22 protein-coding genes are annotated in these 21,766 nt (G+C 52.1%); 9 read left to right on the forward strand and 13 right to left on the reverse strand.

The window, feature by feature from the left end:
• Positions 1 to 618: 618 nt before the first annotated feature.
• The 3 genes from MKY86_RS18420 to MKY86_RS18430 form a co-directional block, all read right to left on the reverse strand.
• Complete coding sequence (locus tag MKY86_RS18420) at positions 619 to 1,299, reverse strand: hypothetical protein (protein WP_076084870.1); 681 nt, start codon at positions 1,297 to 1,299, stop codon at positions 619 to 621.
• A gap of 183 nt (positions 1,300 to 1,482) precedes the next feature.
• Positions 1,483 to 2,037 carry a hypothetical protein gene (locus tag MKY86_RS18425; RefSeq protein WP_076084873.1) on the reverse strand — a complete coding sequence of 185 codons (555 nt, stop codon included), beginning with the start codon at positions 2,035 to 2,037 and terminating at the stop codon, positions 1,483 to 1,485.
• Positions 2,038 to 2,144: 107 nt separating this feature from the next.
• Positions 2,145 to 2,687 (reverse strand): GNAT family N-acetyltransferase, encoded by a 543-nt coding sequence (locus tag MKY86_RS18430; RefSeq protein WP_076084876.1) that lies wholly within the window; start codon positions 2,685 to 2,687, stop codon positions 2,145 to 2,147.
• A 162-nt stretch (positions 2,688 to 2,849) separates the two neighbouring features.
• Between MKY86_RS18430 and MKY86_RS18435 the strand changes: the two genes are divergently transcribed.
• The 4 genes from MKY86_RS18435 (at position 2,850) to MKY86_RS18450 (ending at position 6,281) form a co-directional block, all read left to right on the forward strand.
• Positions 2,850 to 3,344: an RNA polymerase sigma factor gene (locus MKY86_RS18435; protein WP_076084879.1), complete on the forward strand. Its 495-nt coding sequence runs from the start codon at positions 2,850 to 2,852 to the stop codon at positions 3,342 to 3,344.
• Positions 3,345 to 4,340: an anti sigma factor C-terminal domain-containing protein gene (locus MKY86_RS18440; RefSeq protein ID WP_076084882.1), complete on the forward strand. Its 996-nt coding sequence runs from the start codon at positions 3,345 to 3,347 to the stop codon at positions 4,338 to 4,340.
• A gap of 206 nt (positions 4,341 to 4,546) precedes the next feature.
• Positions 4,547 to 5,494, forward strand: a complete 948-nt coding sequence (locus tag MKY86_RS18445; RefSeq protein ID WP_076084885.1) for a serine hydrolase domain-containing protein — start codon at positions 4,547 to 4,549, stop codon at positions 5,492 to 5,494.
• A gap of 511 nt (positions 5,495 to 6,005) precedes the next feature.
• The gene (locus MKY86_RS18450; RefSeq protein ID WP_143803883.1) at positions 6,006 to 6,281 is read left to right on the forward strand and encodes a hypothetical protein; all 276 of its coding nucleotides are present in this window, start codon (positions 6,006 to 6,008) and stop codon (positions 6,279 to 6,281) included.
• A 204-nt stretch (positions 6,282 to 6,485) separates the two neighbouring features.
• Here the strand turns inward: MKY86_RS18450 and MKY86_RS18455 are convergent, their stop codons facing one another.
• Complete coding sequence (locus tag MKY86_RS18455; protein WP_076084891.1) at positions 6,486 to 7,244, reverse strand: CPBP family intramembrane glutamic endopeptidase; 759 nt, start codon at positions 7,242 to 7,244, stop codon at positions 6,486 to 6,488.
• Positions 7,245 to 7,439: 195 nt separating this feature from the next.
• Between MKY86_RS18455 and MKY86_RS18460 the strand changes: the two genes are divergently transcribed.
• On the forward strand, positions 7,440 to 7,817 hold the full coding sequence (locus MKY86_RS18460; RefSeq protein WP_076084894.1) for a hypothetical protein: 378 nt from the start codon (positions 7,440 to 7,442) through the stop codon (positions 7,815 to 7,817).
• Positions 7,818 to 7,895: 78 nt separating this feature from the next.
• On the opposite strand, the gene MKY86_RS18465 is transcribed toward MKY86_RS18460, so the two are convergent.
• From MKY86_RS18465 to MKY86_RS18480, 4 genes are all read right to left on the reverse strand, one after another.
• Positions 7,896 to 8,069: a hypothetical protein gene (locus MKY86_RS18465; RefSeq protein ID WP_155991697.1), complete on the reverse strand. Its 174-nt coding sequence runs from the start codon at positions 8,067 to 8,069 to the stop codon at positions 7,896 to 7,898.
• Between the two features lie 83 nt (positions 8,070 to 8,152).
• A complete protein-coding gene (locus MKY86_RS18470; protein ID WP_340827336.1) occupies positions 8,153 to 10,147 on the reverse strand; it encodes a chemotaxis protein CheA in 1,995 nt (664 codons plus the stop codon).
• Positions 10,148 to 10,162: 15 nt separating this feature from the next.
• The gene (locus MKY86_RS18475) at positions 10,163 to 10,588 is read right to left on the reverse strand and encodes a chemotaxis protein CheW (RefSeq protein WP_036700854.1); all 426 of its coding nucleotides are present in this window, start codon (positions 10,586 to 10,588) and stop codon (positions 10,163 to 10,165) included.
• 23 nt (positions 10,589 to 10,611) lie between these two features.
• On the reverse strand, positions 10,612 to 12,201 hold the full coding sequence (locus MKY86_RS18480; RefSeq protein WP_076084897.1) for a methyl-accepting chemotaxis protein: 1,590 nt from the start codon (positions 12,199 to 12,201) through the stop codon (positions 10,612 to 10,614).
• A gap of 308 nt (positions 12,202 to 12,509) precedes the next feature.
• Between MKY86_RS18480 and MKY86_RS18485 the strand changes: the two genes are divergently transcribed.
• Positions 12,510 to 13,847, forward strand: a complete 1,338-nt coding sequence (locus tag MKY86_RS18485; RefSeq protein WP_076084919.1) for an MFS transporter — start codon at positions 12,510 to 12,512, stop codon at positions 13,845 to 13,847.
• Positions 13,848 to 13,934: 87 nt separating this feature from the next.
• The gene (locus tag MKY86_RS18490) at positions 13,935 to 14,690 is read left to right on the forward strand and encodes a PIG-L deacetylase family protein (RefSeq protein WP_076084922.1); all 756 of its coding nucleotides are present in this window, start codon (positions 13,935 to 13,937) and stop codon (positions 14,688 to 14,690) included.
• A 417-nt stretch (positions 14,691 to 15,107) separates the two neighbouring features.
• Here MKY86_RS18490 and MKY86_RS18495 read toward each other — a convergent pair whose 3' ends face one another.
• A complete protein-coding gene (locus MKY86_RS18495) occupies positions 15,108 to 15,938 on the reverse strand; it encodes a GNAT family N-acetyltransferase (RefSeq protein WP_076084925.1) in 831 nt (276 codons plus the stop codon).
• 136 nt (positions 15,939 to 16,074) lie between these two features.
• Here MKY86_RS18495 and MKY86_RS18500 point away from each other — a divergent pair, with 136 nt between their 5' ends.
• Complete coding sequence (locus MKY86_RS18500) at positions 16,075 to 17,112, forward strand: asparaginase (protein ID WP_076084928.1); 1,038 nt, start codon at positions 16,075 to 16,077, stop codon at positions 17,110 to 17,112.
• On the opposite strand, the gene MKY86_RS18505 is transcribed toward MKY86_RS18500, so the two are convergent.
• Positions 17,109 to 18,521, reverse strand: a complete 1,413-nt coding sequence (locus MKY86_RS18505) for a sensor histidine kinase (protein WP_340827337.1) — start codon at positions 18,519 to 18,521, stop codon at positions 17,109 to 17,111. The genes MKY86_RS18500 and MKY86_RS18505 overlap by 4 nt on opposite strands.
• Positions 18,518 to 19,225 (reverse strand): response regulator transcription factor, encoded by a 708-nt coding sequence (locus MKY86_RS18510; RefSeq protein ID WP_076084931.1) that lies wholly within the window; start codon positions 19,223 to 19,225, stop codon positions 18,518 to 18,520. Before MKY86_RS18510 ends, MKY86_RS18505 begins: the two co-directional genes overlap by 4 nt.
• Positions 19,226 to 19,382: 157 nt before the next feature.
• On the opposite strand from MKY86_RS18510, the gene MKY86_RS18515 reads away from it, so the two are divergent.
• Positions 19,383 to 20,054 carry a hypothetical protein gene (locus MKY86_RS18515; RefSeq protein WP_076084934.1) on the forward strand — a complete coding sequence of 224 codons (672 nt, stop codon included), beginning with the start codon at positions 19,383 to 19,385 and terminating at the stop codon, positions 20,052 to 20,054.
• Between the two features lie 90 nt (positions 20,055 to 20,144).
• On the opposite strand, the gene MKY86_RS18520 is transcribed toward MKY86_RS18515, so the two are convergent.
• Positions 20,145 to 20,786 (reverse strand): cupin domain-containing protein, encoded by a 642-nt coding sequence (locus MKY86_RS18520; RefSeq protein ID WP_083685708.1) that lies wholly within the window; start codon positions 20,784 to 20,786, stop codon positions 20,145 to 20,147.
• Between the two features lie 105 nt (positions 20,787 to 20,891).
• Positions 20,892 to 21,746: a methyl-accepting chemotaxis protein gene (locus MKY86_RS18525; protein ID WP_083685710.1), complete on the reverse strand. Its 855-nt coding sequence runs from the start codon at positions 21,744 to 21,746 to the stop codon at positions 20,892 to 20,894.
• Between the last annotated feature and the right edge of the window lie 20 nt (positions 21,747 to 21,766).

Below are 21,766 nucleotides of genomic sequence, written 5' to 3' on the forward strand. Positions count from 1 at the left end.
CTCGAGGAGCTAAAAGGCAGACGGTTCCTTTTGGTAAATCACCATCTCGAGTTCCAAACAGAACTCTTTGTAATAGAAATACAAGTCTGGCCATTCGAAATCTGCAAATTTCTGAATCCATATGCAAGCTATGCTATCTTCCGTCAACAACAGTGCTGTCCTCTTCACTACCAGCACTCCAAGATCGCTCTCTGAATCCCTCCTTTGGCTTGCCATGTAAGAACTGCTGACAGTCTGTCAGACTGCTCAAGGGGAGAAAACTGACGTTCAATCCCTGCATTCAACGGGCGCCAGTTCCCGGACCTAAGCTATCCTGGCACACAGAGTTGTGCCTCCAATCATGTTAATAAGGGCATGTGAACAAAATCTGAACATTTTCGACAAAATGGTGGTTTTTTATACCAAAATCTCGTATCACCCTATGAAATATGCGCTAAAACACTAGAAAATGATTCGAATTATATTTTTGTCATTTATTTTTGTCACATCTGCCGATAAAGATTTTTACAGACAAAAACTCCGGCAGTCCGCATAAATGCAGATCCGGAGTCTTCGTCATTCTTCCCTATCATAAATACCAGGACTAATCACTCTACGCCAATCCTATACATGAATGGTTCACTTACTTGAATCCATTGTCCCGCTGCCCCGGACATCTGTAATAACCTTGGTAGCAATAATCTTCCCCGCCTGATCCAGTCCTTCGATTTCGAACGGAACGCCCGCCGTCGCCGCTTGAAAAGCAAACCAAATTGTCCGGCCCTGCGCCGTCTGAATCAGCTTTGCCTCAGACTTATCAATCCCGGTCTGCTTTTGCTGAACGATAATCTGCTGAATGGATGGGTCCAGCACCTCACCGAACACCATAGGAAACGGAGTGGAGATTTGCTCCAGCTCAGGCAGCCTCATATAATTCATTGCCGACACGGTAGGGTCTCCGTCCATCCCGTAGCCCGCCCCCCAGACCCACTTCCAGCCGATCCAGGTTTTGCGGACATATTCGACTTGAAGATTGCTGCGGTCCTGATCGCCCGAACGGGTCAGAAAAACAAGCTTCCCCCTGCCAACAGTCTCCTCATGTACCACCGTCATGGAATCAGACTCACGGAATAACCGCACGGCCTCCTCCGGACTTGAGCCCAGGGGAATCTGGAGCGACTGATTCATTCCCAATGAGCGGGACATCCGCTGGTCCGACCACCCGCCGGGTCTTTCATACATATATAACAATAAATAGAGTACCGCTACAGAAGCCAGAATAACTCCCGCAGCCATCCCCCATCTCCGTGTAGTTTTCATGAGAGCATCTCCCGTCCCGATTGTTTGCGCTTACAACTGCTTCCATTTAACTATAGATGATTTCGGTCCAGATTACAAAATCCCCCCATAACATATAAAAAGCCTGTAGCGCAAGCCCCTACGGGGATCCTGTCTACAGGCTGTATTTCATTATAGTATTGAATGGATTCCAATATACTTATTTTATTTTACTTCAGTAGCTCCGGTAACTTTACCTTCAAGCACAGCCGTTGCCTTCACATCTTCGCTGGAGAAGTACAGGTTGCCGTCGATTGTAGCATCCTTATACAGGTTGAAGCCGTTAGCTTCTACATATACATCACCTTTGATCGTACCGCCTTGAACGCGGAAGTTCTCGCTCTGTACAGTTACTTTCGGTGCTGTAAGGGTGTAAGTAGCTGTAACTTTGTGGTCTGCATCCTGTGCGTATAGGGCCAGCTTGCGGTAAATCTCCTTGCTGGCATCGTTCTTGTCATGGAACTGGCCTGCTACCACTACATCCTTATCCACTGTCAGGTCGTTCAGAATAGCAACGATCCAGGTTCCTTTGTCGCTCACTGCACTAATGAAAGCATCTGCCTGGTTCACGATTGAAGCCGAGGTAACTGCATCTGTCTGTTCTGTTGCTGGTGCAGTTGTAGCTGCTGCCCCTTTGTCTGCATTGTTTTTATCCGATCCACAACCCGACAACAAAGCTACCGATACCCCTGCTACTACTAATACTTTAAATAATTTCATTTTAATTCCCCCTGTTTCTTTAAGTTAACTTTATTATATATTAAAATTTTATGAATACAACGTGATAATTTTCACGAATTTGTGTCTTTTTTCACAAACATTCATATTTACTCTCTCAACGTATCCTCCCACTCCTCTCTAAGCAGCCCTATTCGGATAGAATCATAGTATATTCCGTTATAATATCGGCATTTTCTAAGCCTGGCCTCCATCGTCATACCCAGCTTCATTCCTGCTTTCATCATTCGCTCATTCCCGGACCAGGTGGTGTAGCCGACACGGACTAGCGGAAGGGTAGTGAATAAATGACCGATCCACAGCTTGAGAGCTCTAGTGCCATAACCGCTGCTCCAATAGGCAGGATCATAGATGACAATCCCCATTTCCAGCCAGTATGACGGCTCATGCTCCCAGTAGTAGCTTACATCACCTATAACAACGCCCTCTACTTCTATTACCCAATTGTTCACACAGCCAATAATTTCGGCTCGCTTCCCGTAATACTCTTCCCAGGAGATACACTTATGTTCAAAATACGGCGCATCCCATTTTTTCCATTCTGGCGCTTCCTCTTTATAAACAAGTTCCCACAGCCTGGGCAGATCCCCTTCAGCTATTGGGCGAATCTGCAGTTCATGATCCTGAATCATAGAATCCCTCCGTTCAGCTAATATTTCACATACTTATATTATATTAACTGAACTGCTGAAGCTGTTGCCGGTATTGAACATTTATAATTAAGGAATACAGATGTTCCGGCTGCTGTAAACTTTTCACGAAGCTTGGCGTTGTATAGGGAAAGGGGGCAAGACATGGCCGAAGACACCATTCATCACTTTCTGCAGCAAGCCGGTACTTTGCTATACCGGTATTTGAGGAAACGCGGGCTTGCCCGCGAGGACGCTGAAGATATCGTTCAGGACACCTGTTATAAATATCTGGTCTATCAGGACGGAATTGGCTCCAAGCAGGTTATGGGCTGGATGTTCCGTGTAGCGACGAATCAGTTCTATGACCTTAAGCGAAAAGACAAACGCCATCCTACGGTTGATGTTGACGATATTAAGCTTCTTTCCTTGACCCATCTGCCGGAGATCCAGCTGCTGAGGCGGGAAACCGCACAGAATATCCGCGACACCCTTGCTTTACTCTCTGAGCAACATCAGGAGCTGCTGATTCTCAAATATGAGCTGAACCTTACTTACAAGGATCTCTCGTCCCTGTACGGTATGAATGAGAACACGCTCAAGACTCATGTCACACGCGCCAAAAACCAATTCATCAAACATTATAAGGAGGGTATTTAAATGGAACAGAATCAGGAGCAGGACCCGTTTATTCTCGGAGGGAAACAGACTCAGCAGCTCATCAGAAAAGCCAGACTCCGCTCCACCCTGAAAACCATTGGAATCATTATGGTTGTGACCCCGGTTATACTTGCCGTTATTTGGTATGGCCTCTACCACTTAAGACTGAATCAGGGCAGCAAGGTTCAAGCTGAAATTCTCTGGAAAAACGAGATCAGCGCCCCTAATGTTCATCTCAGCAACCAGTCGTTGAAATTGGATAGCTTTGGAGGTGAAACGTACAATCAGACTTACAAATGGCTGGGCAACCAACCTTATATTTGGGAGACCGTCGAGGAATCCTATAATTTATGGGGCCGCTCCACCGGAAGATACGGCGCATCTGGAGCAATTTCGCCGCCGGAAAAGCTGCGTTCTTCCTCCTCATACCCCCGCTACAACTCTGCTACCGGTGACCGGGAAATGGTCTTTTATCATCCTGAGATCCAGTATGATTCGTATGAGGACAGCATCAGTCTGCTGAAGCAGCTCGGAGATAGTACATTGGTGGAGCTGGCCTTGTCTTTTGACCATGCCTACACGCTGGAGGAGACGCAGAAGCTTCTGCCTGCCGGGCTGCAGCCTGTCTGGTTCTGGGCGGATGCCTATACTCCCTCTTATAAAAAATACCTGAAAGAAACGCGCCAGACCATCGCAGCCGATTCGATGATCATCTACGGATTTCATGGAGAACAGTTTGCTCCTTCCGGTGGTGTGGATTCCTTCATTACCAGTGTCGAACAGCTGCGAAAATACGGCAAGAACTTCACCTGGGAAGCGGATCAGGTGCATGAGAGCCTTGCCGGGGATAATGATATTCTGGAACCGGATGATATTACGATTATTGGTGTAGTCGTAACCGGTACTGCTAAGCAGCTGGAAGCTCTGCAGAATCAGGATTATATCCAAGGATCAACCTTCGGTGTGGTCTCAGATGCAATATCACTTCCTAACTAACCTTCGGCTAATAGAGATCTTCAGTCTAGGTGCAGCATGAATTGGACATCTGTATAGTTGATTGAGATAATGTGTACTGTATCTGTGGAGGACCTTGATGCTCACCAAGATTGAGCTGATGCTTCATTAGAACCGCATAAGAACCGCACGCACATCATTCACGCGGTGGCCGTGCCTATTTACGTATAATAGAAAGGATAATCCCTATGAACCTGTCCACCCTACCCGGCTCGCTTGCGCCGCTGAATCTGCGGAGCTGTCTGATTCAGCAGCAGGGCGGGCTGATCTTCGAGCATTATAGAGATCAGCGCACAGCCTCCGAGCTGGCGAAGATCAATTCCTGCACCAAGAGCATCCTCTCCGCGCTGGTCTGCATCGCCATGGATCAGGGGCTGCTGCCCGGCCCTTCGGCTCCGCTCAGCGAATTCTTCCCGCAGCTCCGGCGCGATAAGGACGCACGGAAGCCGAACATTACGCTCGAACAGCTGCTGACTATGTCCGCAGGCTTCCGCTGGACGGAATTCGGCGGGGTCAATTCCTTCCCGAAGATGACCCGCACCCCGCATTGGGTGAATTATGTGCTGGAGCAGCCGCTTGCGGATGAGCCGGGTACCCGGATGGAATACAATTCGGGAATCTCACAATTGCTGTCTTCGATTCTGGTACAAGCCACAGGACAGAGCACAGCCAGCTATGCCGAACAGGTTCTCTTCGGACCGCTCGGCATCCGGGACTATGACTGGGAATCGGACCCCCAGGGTATCCATACCGGCGGCTTCGGGCTGAAGCTGCGGCCTGTAGACCTGCTGAACTTCGGACAGCTCTATTTGCAGCAGGGGATATGGAAGGATTCGCAGATTATCTCCGGCAGTTGGGCTGTACATTCGGTACAGCCAGTCATGCACACGGAGCCTCCCCGCCACGGCGGATACGGCTGGCATTGGTGGACAGATGCCCTGTCCTGCAGCTCAGCAGCCGGAGAATCCAGTCTGGTCGACTACTATTACGCCCGCGGGTACGCCGGACAATTCATATATGTAGTGCCGGAGCTTCAGCTGGTCACTGTGCTGACCCAGGATAACAAGCGAGGGAAGAATAATCCTCCGGCGGATGTGTTCCGTGATTATATCGTGCCTTTACTGGGATCTATTTAAGCTTGCTCCTGAGCTTGCTGGCAGCATACCATAGCAGCGGACACAACAGGTTGAAAAAGAGTGGAAACGGCTTTGCTTTGCCGTTCTTTTAAAGGACGGTACCGTTTCAGCGAGAAATAAAAGGATAAAAAAGCCCCTTCCCCCTGGCCAAGAGAGAAAGAGCTTATTATGTACAGACGCACAAATCCCCGCTGCCTGATTGCTTAAGGCCCGGGGATTCATGTGTTGATAACGCTATTCAATTCAATCATTTCCTCCAAGTAACAAAAGCCATATCCCTGACATGGTGATTGTTCTCAATTTCATGTTCACTTCATGCTTCCGTGTTGCCCGTTCGCTCCATTCCGGAGTGTTGCTCCATGTCCTGCATATGGGGTGGATTCCCGCGTACACGATTTCACGAAAAACGTTTTCACGGACGTTTTCCCTACTGTGAGGAATCGCAGTTGTACGCTTCGCTAACCTTTTTCATTGGAATCACGCTCTTTCTTCCGCAAGAGACTTCTCCTGCTTGAATGATAAGCTTCGTTCTTCTTCCAAAAAAGATTTGCTTCTTGGGTTCCCGCATACCCACGATCTGCCAGAAGATGTTATCATCCACCTTCTTCATCAGCAGCCGATTCCGGCATGCTTCGCTAACGCTAGTACATCGGGGCTCTCTCCTTTCCTTCATTCATTGCTAAATTTAGGAATGAGACCATCACCTGCGGTACCACTTGTAATGCTTGGTGCTCTTGATGCTGTGGTTCCTGTGGTGATGTCTACATTATACCTGAGAAACGCTTAAATTTAAACTTTCAAAAACCTGCATATCCCCGCAGAATCTGCGATATTCCAGTAGGATTGCAAATAAAATGCCCATCTCTAAACATTGCTCCGTTTACGGATTATTTGCTCCCGTTAGCTGCTCATTTTCATGTATGCGCTATCATTTCACATGAAAATGAATGGCCAGCCTGAGGAATTTCCTTCCCCGGACTGGCCGGTGTGTCTACAGGGTGAGACTATGATTTCTGTGCTTGCGGCTGAATACCACGAGCAGATAAATTCCATAAAGGAGATACAGAATATTAAGAATGGAGACGATGAGTACCTCATGCTCCAGATTCTCATTGCTGACCATGGCCAGTGCATCGTAGATAAAATGGAACGCGATCAGCGGAACAATATTCCGGCCTGTCTCCATCAGCAAGGCGAGCACACAGCCCAGCAGCAGCGCATTGATAACCTGGAGAATCGTATGTATGATATCATTTCCGCCAAAGGCGTTGGCCATATGCAGAACCCCGAATAAGATGGAGGAGAACACAATATAAAAGACCGGCCCTTTGGATTTCAGAAGATTCCAGATCACCCCTCTAAAAATGGCTTCCTCGGTATAGCCCACCAGCAGGGTCATAATGACGATACTGATTATTTCAGGCGCTCCCAGTTCAACGTTGATTCCATTCATCAGCGGCTGGGCCACCGCAATAATGAGCAGCGGGATGTAGAACAGCACCGCCCGGGACGGACCGGCCTCCAGCTTGCGGAAGCCGAAGCTGACGAGCGAAGAATCCTTTCTTTTCATATAAATGGTTACAATAATGCCCATAACCAGGAAGGCGCAGGCCTGGGCATTGCGTATCCCCATATCGCCGAACTCCTGAATGGTAGCGACAGCAGCGGCTATGGATACCATTAGAGTCAGGACTACTCCCCATACCAGCGAGTATATAATCGGGTGTCCTTTTGCAGTGGTGCTCTTCATTTCAATTCTCCTTTGTGTAGTAGATTACAGTATTGCCGCAATCGGACAATAATGGATTAATTTTAAATGATATTCAGGATTTTTACTATAATAATCTTCCAGTGGGCAAGGCCGCTTGAGCATGCTATAATCTCTGAATCCTACAATGAGATTACAGCAAGTTGAATGTGGGGGTTGCAGGGGGTTACGATCAACATGAACAGTCCTATCAAGATCTTCAAAGTGACCGTGCAGCTGGAAAAGGATGAATATGGTCTTGAGGTTAGCCATTGGCGTCTGCTGGTGGAAACGAACCGCTATTATGAGATCAAGGCCGGCAGCGGACCGGTCAAACGGATTTACAAAGAGAAATTAAATATGGTCATCGAGGATACCAAGGTTTACACAGACGGTTTTCTGGCATGCTCAGCGTTCTGTATTGAAGACCGCATTGAGGATATGCATACTGAAATGCTGCATGCGCTCCAGCTTAAGATCAAGGCCTATATGGACGAGCTGCATCTGAACCAGCAGGCTCTTGAGCTGCAGTTCAACCGCCCGAAGCCTCTGAGAACCGAAGAACAGACCTCCTGACCGTGGCACTACAATAACAAATAACCGGAAGAGTCGCAGGCTTCTGCGGCTTTTCCGGTTATTTGGTGTTGCTATTCCTTAGAGCAGTTCCGCATTCTTCACGGCGTGTTCCCAGCTTGGAAAATAATACAGCGCACTTCTCATCAGCTCGGGCTCCTGCTGCTTGATCTGCTTCTTGTTCATCTTGCCCCCACCAGACTGAAGCTGCTTGATCCTACTGATAACTTCATCTGAAGCCATTGTAATATCCAACTCTTCACCCCTTTCCGGTGTTTCTTTCCATATTTTTCACCATTGCTGCCGGTTCTATACCAGACAGTGATAATGGAAAGTAATCAATGGCTAACGAGATAAGAAGCATCCAGAATCAGAGCGACCCGGCCGTTGCCCAGGATCGTTGCCCCGGACAGATGATTCATCGTCCCCAGATACGCGCCCAGGGACTTGATGACCACCTCCTGGTTGCCGATAATCTCATCGACAGCAAAGGCGGCAATCCGGTCAACAGACCTTACAATCACAAGCGGAATCGTCTTGGAATGGCGCTCTGTCCGCGGATAATGCAGCTTGTCTCTGAGCCAGGAGAGCGGAACAATCCGTCCGTGGTTAATAATCGCCTGCTCCCCTTGAACCACCTGAATCTCTTCGGGAGCGATCCGCACAATCTCGGCCACATTATACATCGGGACAATCAGCACACGCCCGGAGACCTTGACCAGCAACCCCTTGATAATAGCCAGCGTAAGCGGCAGACGGATCGTAAACAGAGTCCCTGCCCCCGGCTCGGTCTGAATATCTATGATTCCGTTGAGACGTCCAATCTGACTGCGGACAATATCCATCCCCACGCCCCGCCCAGACACTTCACTGACCTCGGAGGCTGTGGAGAAGCCTGGCTCGAAGATCAGACTAACGGCTTCCTGCGCAGTTAAATACCCTGCCTGTTCTTCTGTTATGATCCCTTTGCTGAGCGCAGAGGCTGTAATCCGGGCGGCATCGATGCCCTGTCCGTCATCCTCCAGACGAATCACGACCTGGTTCTCCTCATGAAAAGAAGTAAGCGTAATTCTGCCCTTCGGAGCCTTGCCCTGCTGCACGCGCACCTCTGGACTCTCGATTCCGTGATCGGCGCTGTTACGGATCAAGTGGATTAGCGGATCACTCAGCTCTTCAATGATCATCCGGTCCAGCTCGGTCTCGCCTCCCTGAATCTGCAGCTCAATATCCTTACCCAGCTTCTGGGCCAAATCCCTGACCAGCCGCGGGAAACGGTTAAACAGCTGATCCATCGGCAGCATCCGGGTCTTCATGACCCCTTCCTGAAGCTCTTTGATTATCCCGCCCATGTGATCCGATATCGAGCCGATGTCAGGCAGAACCTTGGCGGGATCCGTACGTTGTCCATTAGCGCTCAGATCGGCCAGAGAGGTCTGCTCGATCAGCAGCTCCCCCACCAGATTCATCAGATGGTCCAGCCGCTCCACACTTACCCGGACGGTTGACTGTACCTCATGGGATTTCCCCTTGCCTGGAGTAGAGGACGGAGGTTCTGCAGGCACCGGTCCGGCCGTGGTCTGGACGCCAGTCCCGGCAGCAGGTGCGGGCACGAATGGTGTAATGACAATGCTCTCGACATCGGTCTCCCCTGCCAGCTGCTCGGACACCTGCCGGAGCTCGCGCGGGGAAGCAGCGACTACAGCAAATTGGCTGTAGCGGGCGTCTTCATCGGCTCCCGGCGCCGCCGGGGGCGCCAGGGCAGCAGCAATCACCGGCCCGCAGACCTCTTCGATACGCTGCAAGAGGATATAATGCCGTGCCGCCTTCATCTGGCAGTCCTCTCTCAAGGTGACTACCAGAGCCAGCAGCGAGTAGCCCGCTGCCACGGCCTCTTCCGCCTGAAGCAGCTCCGCTGCATTTAAGACCGGAAGCAGCACCGGCTGAAGTTCAGCCGGCTTATTAATCAGCGCCTTGATCTCCGCAACCACAGCTGAGCAATCTGTAAAGCCCTCCCCGCTGACATACTGAGTACGCAGCAGCTTCATCGCATCCAGCGCCCGGAAGAGTGTATCAATCAGATGGCCGGTAATCTCCGGCTTCTTCTCCCGCACCCATTCCAGCGCATACTCCACCTCATGCGTGAGATCGCTCATCTCGCGGAAGCCCATCGTGGAGGCAGAGCCCTTGATCGTATGGGCTGCGCGGAAGATCGTCTGAATCAGCTCAGCGGTTGGAGCATGCTCCAGCGCAAGCAGGGACTGGTCGATCCGCTCTAATTGCTCGTTCAGCTCTTCTATGAATATATCGCGGTAAGCCGACAGTTCCATCATCATTGCTTGTTCCCCTTTTTACCCGCCCAATATTTCTTCGAGCTTCAGAATACCGATCAGCTGGTCATCCCGCTGCCCCACTCCGTGGAACACCGCATCGCGGCTGCGGTTATGTCCGCCTGCCGGCGGATGAATCTCGGCGTACGTAGTCACCTTGTTCACCTTATCTACAATCAGTCCGACGAATTCCTCACGGTAGTTAACCACAATAATTCTTGTGCTCCGGGTATAAGGCTCATCCGCCATTCCCAGCAGATTGCGCAGGCTCATGACACAAACCACCTTGCCGCGCAGATTGACTACACCTTTGACTTCATTCCGGCTGAAGGGGATATCTGTAATGCTGAGCATTTTGATAATCTCATGAATCTCTTCAATCCGGATGGCACAGGTCTCGGCTCCTACCGCAAGCTCGATATATTGTTCCTTCTGTAAGGATGACATGGCTTCACCTTCCGTCTGTTGAATTAATGGGTCTTGAATGCGGCAGCGGACTTAGCCAGATCCTCGGATAACAGCGCCAGGGCCTGGCAGGTAGCTGCCGTCTCTTCAGAAGCCGCTGCCGATTCCTCGCTGGAGGCCGCAATGGATTGAACCGAGTCCATCACCTCAGCAGCCTGTGCAGATTCCTCTTCGCAGGCTGCTGCAATCTCGTTGACCTTGAGTGAGGAGGTGTTGACCATCTTAATAATCTGCTCGAAGGCCTGGCTGGTCATCGAAGACTGCTCTACGCTCTCAGCGACTGCCCTCACACTCTGCTTCGTATTCTCCTGCATGACCTTGATAATCTTCGTAATCTCCTTCGTGGCATCGCTGCTGCGTTCGGCCAGCTTGCGGACCTCGTCCGCCACCACGGCGAAGCCGCGCCCCTGTTCTCCGGCACGCGCCGCTTCAATCGCTGCGTTCAGGGCCAGGAGATTGGTCTGCTCGGCGATATCGTCGATCACTTCGATGATATCCCCGATTTTGCTGGAATCGTCTTCAAGCTGCTTCATCTGGTGGTTCACCGTCTGCATTCCTTGCAGCGAAGTCTCCACCACATATCCGCCTTCCCGGGCGGTCCGCACGGTATCATTGGAGAGCTCTGCCGCTTCCTCGGCACTGGAGGCCACAGAATCAATCGCCAGCGACAGCTCCTTGAACAGCTCGGTGATATTGGTCGCTGCCGCCGACTGATTGGTGCTGGTGCTCGCAATCTCCTGGGTGCTGGCTGAGATCTGTTCGGAAGAGGCTGCAACGCTCTGTGAATTCATCACAATTCCATTGATTAGATCCTTCAGGTTATGAACCATCCGGTTCAGGGCTGTGGCAAGCTGTCCGACTTCATCCTTAGTAGATATATCCGCTTGCTGCGTCAGATTTCCATTAGCCACTTCTGTAGCTACATGCAGCATCTGCATCAGGGGTCTGGAGATCGATCTTGCGATCAGGTAGCCGATCATAATACTGAGGATGACCGCCGCAATGACTACCGAGATTGTAAGGATGAACGCCGAGGAATAAGCGGATTGTGAATGGTTGTTCGCCTCATCTGCCAGCTCAACATTCACTTTGATCAGACCATCCAGATTGTTCAGCACATTCTGCCCCTGGACGCTCAACTGTGTAGTCAGAAATGTATTGAAAGCAGCCGTATCATCTTGCTCCGCCAGAACCAGCGCCTGGTCGAACAGCTTCTCATAGCTTGCATACTCCTGGTCAAACGAGGCCAACAGCTCCTTTTCACGGGCAGTGGTCGCCAGCGGACGGTAGTTATCCACCTTCTGGACAATTTCCTGACGGCCTGAGGCAATCTTTTGCTTATAATCGGAAATTTTATCTGTATCTGTTGTATTGCTCATATCCCGTGTATAGACCCGGTTAAGCTGATAGCTGATCTCGGCGGCAGACAGATCTCTGACCGAGATCAGGTTATTGCTGTACATTTCCTTCATATTCTGATTGCTGGTGCGCAGGGATAAGACCGAATAGACTCCAAGTCCTGCCAGGATTAAAGAGACAATCAAAAAAGCGGAGACGATCTTTGTAGCTGTTTTCAAATTCCCGAACCATTTCATAGTGCTTCCCCCTGTGGTTAACATCTTAGCGTCCTTCTTGTCGGCGTTAATCTTACACTCCCCTATCAGCCGGCGGGACATCATTAGCTATATTTCGACATTTTATATCAAAAAAATTATATTCTAATTTGTGTTTTTCATATTTTTTTCATCAAACTCAGTGCAATCCTCCCCTTCATCAATTGAAATGTTTACTATTCCGTAGTTTGATGCAGAATCCGCTTGACAGAACATAGAAATAAGTTATAAATAGACATAATTAGCAAACGATTCAATCCCATTTTATCCCCCGCGAAAAGAGGCTTGTCATGTCAGAAAAAGTACCTGTGGCCGAAAAACTGGTGTTCTCAGGCGGTCTGCTGGGCCAGAATATGCTCTACAGCTTCATGTCGATGTACATCCTGTTCTTCTATACGGATCTGCTGGGAATTCCGGCAACCACCGCCAGTGTCATTCTGGTCGCAGCAAGTATTATCGATGCTTGTCTTGATCCGCTCATGGGCATGATTACCGACAAAACACGCTCCAGATGGGGGAAATTCAGGCCTTATCTGCTGTTCGCCCCTTGTCTGATCGTGCTGGCGACCATCCTCTGCTTCTGGGACTTCGGCGGTTCCCGGACTGTGACTCTTGTAATCGCTACCGTCTCTTACCTGCTATGGGGAATGCTGTACACGGTCTGTGACACACCGCTCTGGGCCTTGTCGTCCGTAGTCTCCACCGATCCGGGGGAACGCACCTTATTCGTCACACTGGGCAAAATCGGCGGGACGCTCGGCGCGGTCGTTATCACCATCGGCGGTATCCAGCTTCTGCTCGCCTTCGGCGGTGAACGGAATACGCAGGCTTATCTCTACGCGGCAATCATTATCGGGGTCATCGCGGCGCTGTCGATTGTCCTGACCGGGATGCTCACCAAGGAACGGGTCGTCCCTTCCGCTGAGAAGATCTCATTCCGCCAGAACCTGCAAACGGTGTACAAAAACAAGCCGCTGCTCACCCTGCTCGCCTCTCTCTTGATTATCAACCTGGTGAACGGCATCCGGCAGAGCATTCAGCTCTATTATGTGGTCTATGTCTGGGGGGACGCGGGGTATGCCACGCAGGTCGGGATCAGTCTGGTGGCCGGTATGCTGCTGGGGATGATCGCTACGCCGCCGCTGCTGCGCCGCTTCGCGAAGAAGAAGGTATTCATTGTCTCCTGCATTCTGGGGAGCGTAGCCTGCATTCTGCCTTATCTGCTGGGTGACCATAACGTATTGAACACCCTGGTGTTCTTTGGGGTCAGCTTCTTTTTCTCCGGCATGACGACGATTGTCAGTACCTCGATGCTGCTCGATACAATAGATTATTCGGAGTGGAAGCTGGGCTTCCGGGGCGAGGGCATTGTGTTCTCAACGAACACTTTCATTACCAAGTTCAGCGGAGCGGTATCGCGGATGATTATCGGAGCCAGTCTCGGCCTACTAAGCTATGTGGAGAATCAGCCGGCGACTCCGCAGCTCCAGCACGGCCTTAGCTTCGTGATGTTCCTGCTGCCCGCACTCTGCTTCCTGGCCGCTATTCTGCCGATTCTCTTCTATAATATAACGGAGAAGCAGCGGGTACAGATCCTGAGCGATCTGAATCACAGCCGGTCATTGTAAGTTTCCGGGCAGGATTCACCGGAACTACATATCACATATCACCGCAGATCCAATCACCGCACATTAAAAATTAGGAGCGATTAACTTATGGATGCATCCACAATAGCCGCACTGCTGTCCCCTCCCGACCTGTCCGAATGCCGGAGGATCTTGTGCATACAGCCGCACCCGGACGACAATGAAGTAGGCATCGGCGGCACCATTGCCTCATTCGCGGAACGGGGCTGCGAGATTCATTATCTAACCGTCACGAACGGAGATCTGGGCGCGGTGGACGAGCAGTTGTCTTCCGCCGGGATCGCTGCTATCCGTGCGCTTGAACTGGAAGCCGCCGGACGGAAGCTGGGAGCTGCCGTGTTCCACCAGCTCGCCCACGGTGACGGCACGCTGGAGCATATCCCAGCCCTCGCGGGAGAGATCGCCGAGGTCATCCGGACGGTTCAGCCGGACTTGATACTGTGCCCTGATCCATGGCTGAGCTATGAGGCGCATTATGACCATATCGTTACCGGCAGGGCCGCAGCCCAGGCTGTGCTGTCCTCCGGGCTGCCCCTGTATCCGAGAGGCACCCTTACCCGGCCATGGCAGCCGAAGGCCATCGGCTTCTACTTCACCGCTGAGCCTAATACAGTCATCGACATCACGGATCAATTCGAGCGCAAGTTCGCGGCCATGGCCCTGCACCGCAGCCAGTTCAATGAAGAGCAGCTGGCCATGTACCGGTTCTATTTCGGCGAGCAAGGCCGCCAGCTGGCCGAAGGTAGGGGCTTCGAGCTGGGGGAAGGGCTGAAGGTGTTGTCACCGCTGCACCTGCACTGCTTTGTGGATGCCCGCCGGATATGACGGCTGAGTGCTGGGGCATGTGATGGCGGGGGCGCTAGGTTGCAGGGGTGTGAGTTGGCGGGGCATGGAGTGCTGGGGCGTTGAGTGGCTGAGAAGCTAGGCTAACGGAAGTTGAGCCGATAGTGCGCACGCCACACAATTCGCAGGTGCCCCCGCCTTCCCTTCAACAAACTAGTGGAAAAACGTATCTTAATTCAGCAATTCCCGGCATTTGCAGGTACACAAGTGGAAAAACAGCATCTAATTTTGTCTATTTCCCCATCTAAGCGGAAGTGCGATTTATTAAGTGCCGTTTTTCCAACTATTGTCCTAGCAGTCGCCAATCATTCATCAGCAAGTGTAGAAAATCCACCTATTGTACCGCCCATGTAACGCAAAAGAGCAGCAATCCCCCATAGGGAGATTTGCTGCTCTTTGTTAAGCGGGAAGCTCGGACAAACGGTAGTAGGGGATGTTCAATGCAGGCTTGAAGCCCAGCTTCTGCGCCAGTCTGTACGAGCCCACATTCTCCATACGGCAGCCCCAGACAGGCTCCAATCCCTGCTCCAGACAGTAATCGATTAGCTTACAGCACACTGAGAAGGCGAAATACTTCCCCCGGTGACCCGCTGCCGATTCGATTCCGATCTCCAATTGATCCGTTGTCCGGTAAGCCGAGAAGGCGCTGGAGGCCTGCTCTCCCTCCCACATTAAAGTGTATCCTTTGCCTGAAGCCAGGAAGTGCTCCGCGTCACGCCAGAAATACCGGGGAATGACCGCACCCTCCTGCTCGCCGAATCCTTCACCGTTCATCTGGACCATCTCAGCATCCTGCCGGAACCATTGCGCCTTCGCACGATAATAGACCTCCGGGTCGAACGTAAAATTCACCCGGGTCTGTATGTACATTCTGCGTGTATCCGCCGCATCAAGCCGTGCATTATGCTCAGTAAGCATAGCTTCAATCAGCGGGTCCCAGCCCCCTGCCGGATCAGCCTGTAGCCATTCTGCTGAATGCCGGTGCCCCGTCTTGTTCGTAATATAGTCAGATAAGCTCCGGTTAAACTCCTCATTGCCCGAATCCCCATAGACCAGCGACATCCCGTATTCATGAGCCACATAGAAGGTACAGGGGTTATGTACAGAGTCCACATACACACTGCCTGTCGTCTGCCCGCTCAGAACGCCTTCAGCGAACAGGGTATTGATCTTCACTTCCTTTAACAGCGGCCACGCAAGGGCGTAATCCCGGCTATCTAGCTTCAGCATGCTTATCTCCTCCCCTCCCATTTATATTTTCCACTTATTATACCTTACTATGTCACCCATAGAGGAATGAATGTTATAATACTCTCAATGTCATGCGAATGACTGAATTCTGGCTCAACCTGAAAGGAAACGACCTATGATGAATACTATTCCCGAAGTGAATTTCACCGCTTCCCCTTACTATAATCCCGGCCTCAAAAATGTAGTCATCCTCGCCACCGGCGGTACGATTGCCGGCAGCGGCGAAGCCCATAAAACCTTGAATTACGAGCCTGGAGCTCTGCCCGTGCAGGATCTGCTGGATAGTGTGCCGCACCTGGAACGGCTGGCGAACTGCGCCGGGGTTCAGGTCAGCAATCTGTGCAGCGCCGATATTACCAGCGAACACTGGCTTACCCTGGCAACGTACATTAACACGCTCGCGCTCCGGGAGGATGTGCACGGATTCGTCATTACACACGGCACCGACACCCTGGATGAGACGTCCTACTTCCTGAACCTGGTGATCAAGACTGACAAGCCGGTAATTATTACCGGATCTATGCGCCCAGCTACTGCAATCAGTGCCGATGGTCCGCTGAATCTGTATCAGTCCGTAGCACTGGCGGCGAATCCCGAGGCCTCCGGCCAAGGCGTGATGGTTGTCTTCGCTGAGGGCATCTATAGCGGGCGGGATGTGCAAAAGGTGAACACCTTCAAGGCCAACGCCTTCGATGAGCGCGATTTCGGCTGCCTGGGATATATGCGTGACAGCCATGCCTTCTTCTATACGCGCACCCTGAAACGGCATACCACCGCAACCCAGTTCGATGTATCTGTGATTCAGGAGCTGCCGGAAGTATCCGTAGCTTATTTCCATGTGGATGCCAATCCCGGGATTCTGGATTATCTGGCTACGGTCTCCAAGGGGATTGTCATTGCCGGAGCAGGCGGAGGGATCTACAGCAAGCCTTGGATTGACAAGGTGGGTGAGCTGAAGAACAATAACATCCCTGTAGTCCGCTGCTCGCGGATTTCCAGCGGAATTACACTTAAGGATTCCTACATTGATCTGTCTGCGAATTCTATTCCCTGCAACAGCCTCGTCCCGCAAAAAGCCAGAATCCTGCTCTCTCTCGCTCTGACGCAAACCACCGGCTACGATGAAATTGCCGCAATGTTCAACGAGTATTAAACGCTGCCCGCAGATGGCGGGAACTCAAAGGTGAAGACTGCGCCGCCCTCCGGGCGGTTCCGGGCACTAAGCTCTCCGCCGCAGCGTTCCACAATAGCACGCGCGATGGCGAGTCCCAGCCCGGATTCGCCATTTTTTCCTTTGACGAACCTGTGAAACAGGCTGGGCAGCAGCTCCTGCGCAATGCCCGGACCATCGTCAGCGACCGTCAATGTAATCCTTCCCCTGCTTGAATGCACCTGTACATCAATTCGCTTCTCTGCATAACGGACCGCATTGGATAATACGTTCAGCAGAGCTTGCAGCAGCTTATCCCGGTCTGCTCTTACCATCCCCCCATAGTCCCCGGAGACTGCCGGATGCAGCGACAGCTTCCTTGCCGCCAGCAGTGGATTGACCCGCTCCACCGCCTCGCTCAGCAGCTCCTCCAGATCCGTATCCGCCGCCTGATAAATATCCTCTTCACTGTCCAGCTTCGCCAGAAGAGTCATTTCGCTGACCAGATCACGTAAGCGCCCGCTTTCACCCAGAATAATATCCAGTCCTTTACGGACGCTCTCTCCTTCAAATACTCCATCCCTAATGCCCTCCGCATAACCCGCTATCGACATCAGCGGAGACTTCAGCTCATGCGAGGCATTCTGGAAAAACTGCTTCTGCACCCGGTTGAACCGGTGCAGCTCACCGGCCATCTCGTAGACCGCCCTGGCGACAGAACCAATTTCACCGCCCGCCCGGATCAGATTCACCTCGGCAAACCGGCGGTTTTTCACTTTCCCCAGCTCCTGACGCAGGCTGATCAGCGGATTAATCAGCTTCCGCGTAATGAACAGGCTGAACAGGAGCATCGCTGCCGCGCCCGCAGCAAAGACAAGGATCAGCCGTTTCAAGAGCGACTCCTCGATGACCTTGATTCTGCTGACAGGAGTCAGCAGGGTGAGCTTGCCTTGGGGAAGCGTATTGACCTGCACCAGATACCGCGGATCATTGCCATCCCATAAGCTCTGCAGGCTCCCCTGCTCCATAGCTGTGATATCTACCGTTACCCCGGCCTGCACGGGCTGGGCCGGGAGATATTCCGAGACCACATTCCCCTGCTGGTCGCTCACAATGGCCTGTACTCCGCTGTAGAGCGTAGGATATGGAGCTGTAAGCGGCTCGCTTTTTCCCAATGTGAATGCCCCTCCTTCTGAGAATGGAGCCCGCTGCAGACTCGCGGTCAGGGAAGCGCCAAGCGTCCTTAATCCCTCTTGCTCCTTACCAATGAAATGGTCCATCAGCACGTAATGGATCATCACTCCCGTGATAGACAGGACCAGCAGCAGAGACAGCCCAAAAGCAACGTTGATCTGATGCACCAGCTTCAGCTTTTTCATCCGCTGGCTTAGCCTTTCCGCCATCCTCTTCATTCCTGCACCTCTCTCATACGGTAGCCGTGACCCCAGACCGATTCCAGCGGCAGGCCGTCCATTTTTTTGCGGATGCGCTTGATCAGGTGGTCGACAGCACGGTCGCTGCCGAAATAATCCTCTCCCCAGACATGGCCCAGCAGCTCTTCGCGCGTAAAGGCCCGGTTCGGACTTCCCGCAAAGACCATCAGCATCAGGAACTCCTTGCTGGTCAGCTCCACTTCATCACCCCGCCAGAAGGATCTTCTCTCTTCGGGATGCAGGAGCAGACTGCCCAGCTCTATCCCTGTATGCACTGCAGGCAGAACAGCTGCAGACTGGGATTCGTGAAGACGTTCCCACCGTTTCAGCTGGCGGTTAATCCGGGCTACCAGCTCACGGGGACTGAAGGGCTTGACCAGATAATCGTCGCTGCCCAGCTCCAGACCCAGGATTTTATCCACTTCATTATCCTTGGCTGAGATCATAATAATCGGCACCTCCGCCTCATCACGGATACGCCTGCATAGCTCATAGCCGTCCATTCCCGGAAGCATAATATCGAGCACCCACATGCCGGGAGGATCATTCCTCCATAAATCCCACGCCTCCTCGGCACTTCCAAGGCCAATCGTCCGGTAATTCTCTTTATGTAAATAAGCTTCCACCAGATTGCGTATATTCTCGTCATCGTCCACAACGGCAATGACCGTTTGATTGTTCATCCAGGTACCCTCCGTGATTTGTCTCTTCACCATTATAGCAAGCGGGTGAGCGGGATTGGGCGCTGCCATTGTTTTTCCACATTGCTGACCCTCTCCTGCCACAGAAGCCCGCTATAGTGAGAGCTGTAAGACAAACCACTTGAAGGAGTGTTCGTACATGAATCGTCTAATCGTGAAAAGAATGGCTCTATCCACCCTGCTGCTGTCCAGTATCGCCACCCCGGTCTTCGCGGATACGGGAATCGCGCCGCCTCCAGCACAGGGACCCACTGCCACCATAAGCACAGCCGCTGCATCCACAAATGGCAGTAGGCTGCTCCCCTTGCTTGAACCGCAGGTTCTGGCGCTGGTGAACAGCTATGCCCCGGAAACTTCCCAGGATTGGCGGGATACGCTCAGCCGCTACCATGCATTAACAAGCACGAAGGCGCTTAATGTGGTTCTCGCCACGCCAACGTCTGCCTCTCCATGGACAGAAAAAACCGGTATTATGGATGTGCAATTAGCCACGCCTGGAACATTGACGGACGCAGAAACGCTTCCGCTTGCCACTGTGCCGGAATACGGGACAACTGGGGGCAGTGTTAAGGCAGTTCCGTCCGCCTCAGCAGCTGCAAGCCTCACACTAACGGTGCCTGACTCTCTGGAATCCGGCAAGCTTGCCAATGTGGTAACCTTACATGCGGCGTACATCGATGGCTTATTCAAAGCACAAGCTGCACTGGCAGAGGCTGCACAAGCCACAGATGCAGCAGCAATTAAGCAGGCACTGTCCGCACTGCTGAGTCAATATAAGGACCTTAACCACAAGCTGGAAGAAGCGAAATAAACCACGCAAATCCTGTATTCCATAGAAAGCAGGCCAAGGAATTCCTCCCTGGCCTGCTTTTTCTGTTCATTAGTATAGCGTAGCCGCCGCTTAACGGCGCGGATACATCGGATAAGGATAGAACGCTGCAGCGGGCTGCTGGGCTGCGTAGGCGGGCATGCTTTTGGCGGGCGGGCCTATATTCATTCCCCCGGCAGACCCTGCCACGGCGCAGCCCGGAGGCGGTCCAAGAATAATCGACTCCTTCAGCGGAGCCACGGCCTTGGCATACTCCTCTTCATTAATACAATACGCGCGCTGGATTACCTCTGCGGGAACGGCCCGCAGGAAGTCTGAACCATATACAATATCCGGTGTCGGCGCATCGAAGATCGCCAGGAAATGGGCTTGTTCGCTCTCGGCCAGAATCCAGTGAAACCAGCCCTGTGGGAAGACAGCAATTTGTCCGGCCTTCAGATGATAGGTCATCAGCTTCTGGGTGAACGGATCGAACACGGAGGCAATCAGCTCTCCGCTAATCACGAAGATCATCTCCGTCACGTTCGTGTGCCAGTGCGGCTGGACGATGAAGCCTTTGCTCATATGGGCATTGAAGAACCCGTTACGTATCGCCGGCAGCTGCTCGGCAAAAAGCTGGGTAATATAATTGTTTGCATCCCGCTTATAATTAAGCACCTGGTTAGAATCGGCGGCAAGCTTCAGGTCCGGTGCCTGCAATACTGGATCAAGCATGATTTGTTCCTCCTCAGACTGGATTGTAGCCTTAAGTAACACTGGGCATTCGTCCAGATACTATATGCAGGGGAGGAGCTCTTTGACACTAGAGACCGGTGCGGACTAGATCAGACGAGCGATACTCTCAATCTCCACGGCGGAAGCAGCGAGCTGCTGCATTGAGGCGGTAATCTCCTCTGTGGCTGCGGCCTGACGTTCGCTTTGTGCCAGACAATCCGTAAGCACCGCATCCATCTGGTTAATCTTCTGCTTGATCATCTGCAGAATGCCGGCAATATCCTTCGCCGATGAAGCGCTGGATACCGACATTTTGCGGATCTCTTGAGCCACGATGCCGAAGCCCCGTCCATGCTCAGCGGCATGCGCCGCTTCAATCGCTGCATTCAGCCCAAGCAGGTTGGAATTCTCCGCCACCTTGCGGATGAAATCGAGAATCTCGTCGGTCTGCTGCAGATCCTCTACCACCTTCTGGCCCAGCTCCTTCAGATCCCCTACAGTATTCGCCAGATCCGAGGCCGTGCCTGCAATCTCTACCGATGTCGAGCTGATCTCGTCAGAGGTCACCGCCAGCGCATTCGCTGCATCGCTGAGTGTTACCTGATTGCTGAGGCTGATTCCGATCGTGAACACGCCAATAACCGCCCCGTTCCGGTCATGGATCGGCATCGATGAGGACTTAAAGGGCAGCCCGTAGACTTCTTTGGGAATAATGGCGCTGACTTCTTCTCCACTCTCTAGCGCAGTCCGGATTCCCCCGCTAGGCGGAATGGGACTCCCCTCCCCGACCCGGGCATGCAGCTCTTTGCCCGGTAGATGATAGATGAACTTCTCCGTATCGGTTAAGGCAAACATTACGTCCAGCGGAAACAGCCGCTGCACCAGGGGCAAAGATACTTCAAGCGCCTTCCGCAGCTGGTCCATTTCTGATTCTTGTCCTGATTCCTGTTCGGTATTCATTGCTTCAACAGCTCCCTAAT

This window comes from Paenibacillus sp. FSL R7-0333, from assembly GCF_038000365.1.
Lineage (GTDB): Bacteria > Bacillota > Bacilli > Paenibacillales > Paenibacillaceae > Paenibacillus_AQ > Paenibacillus_AQ silagei.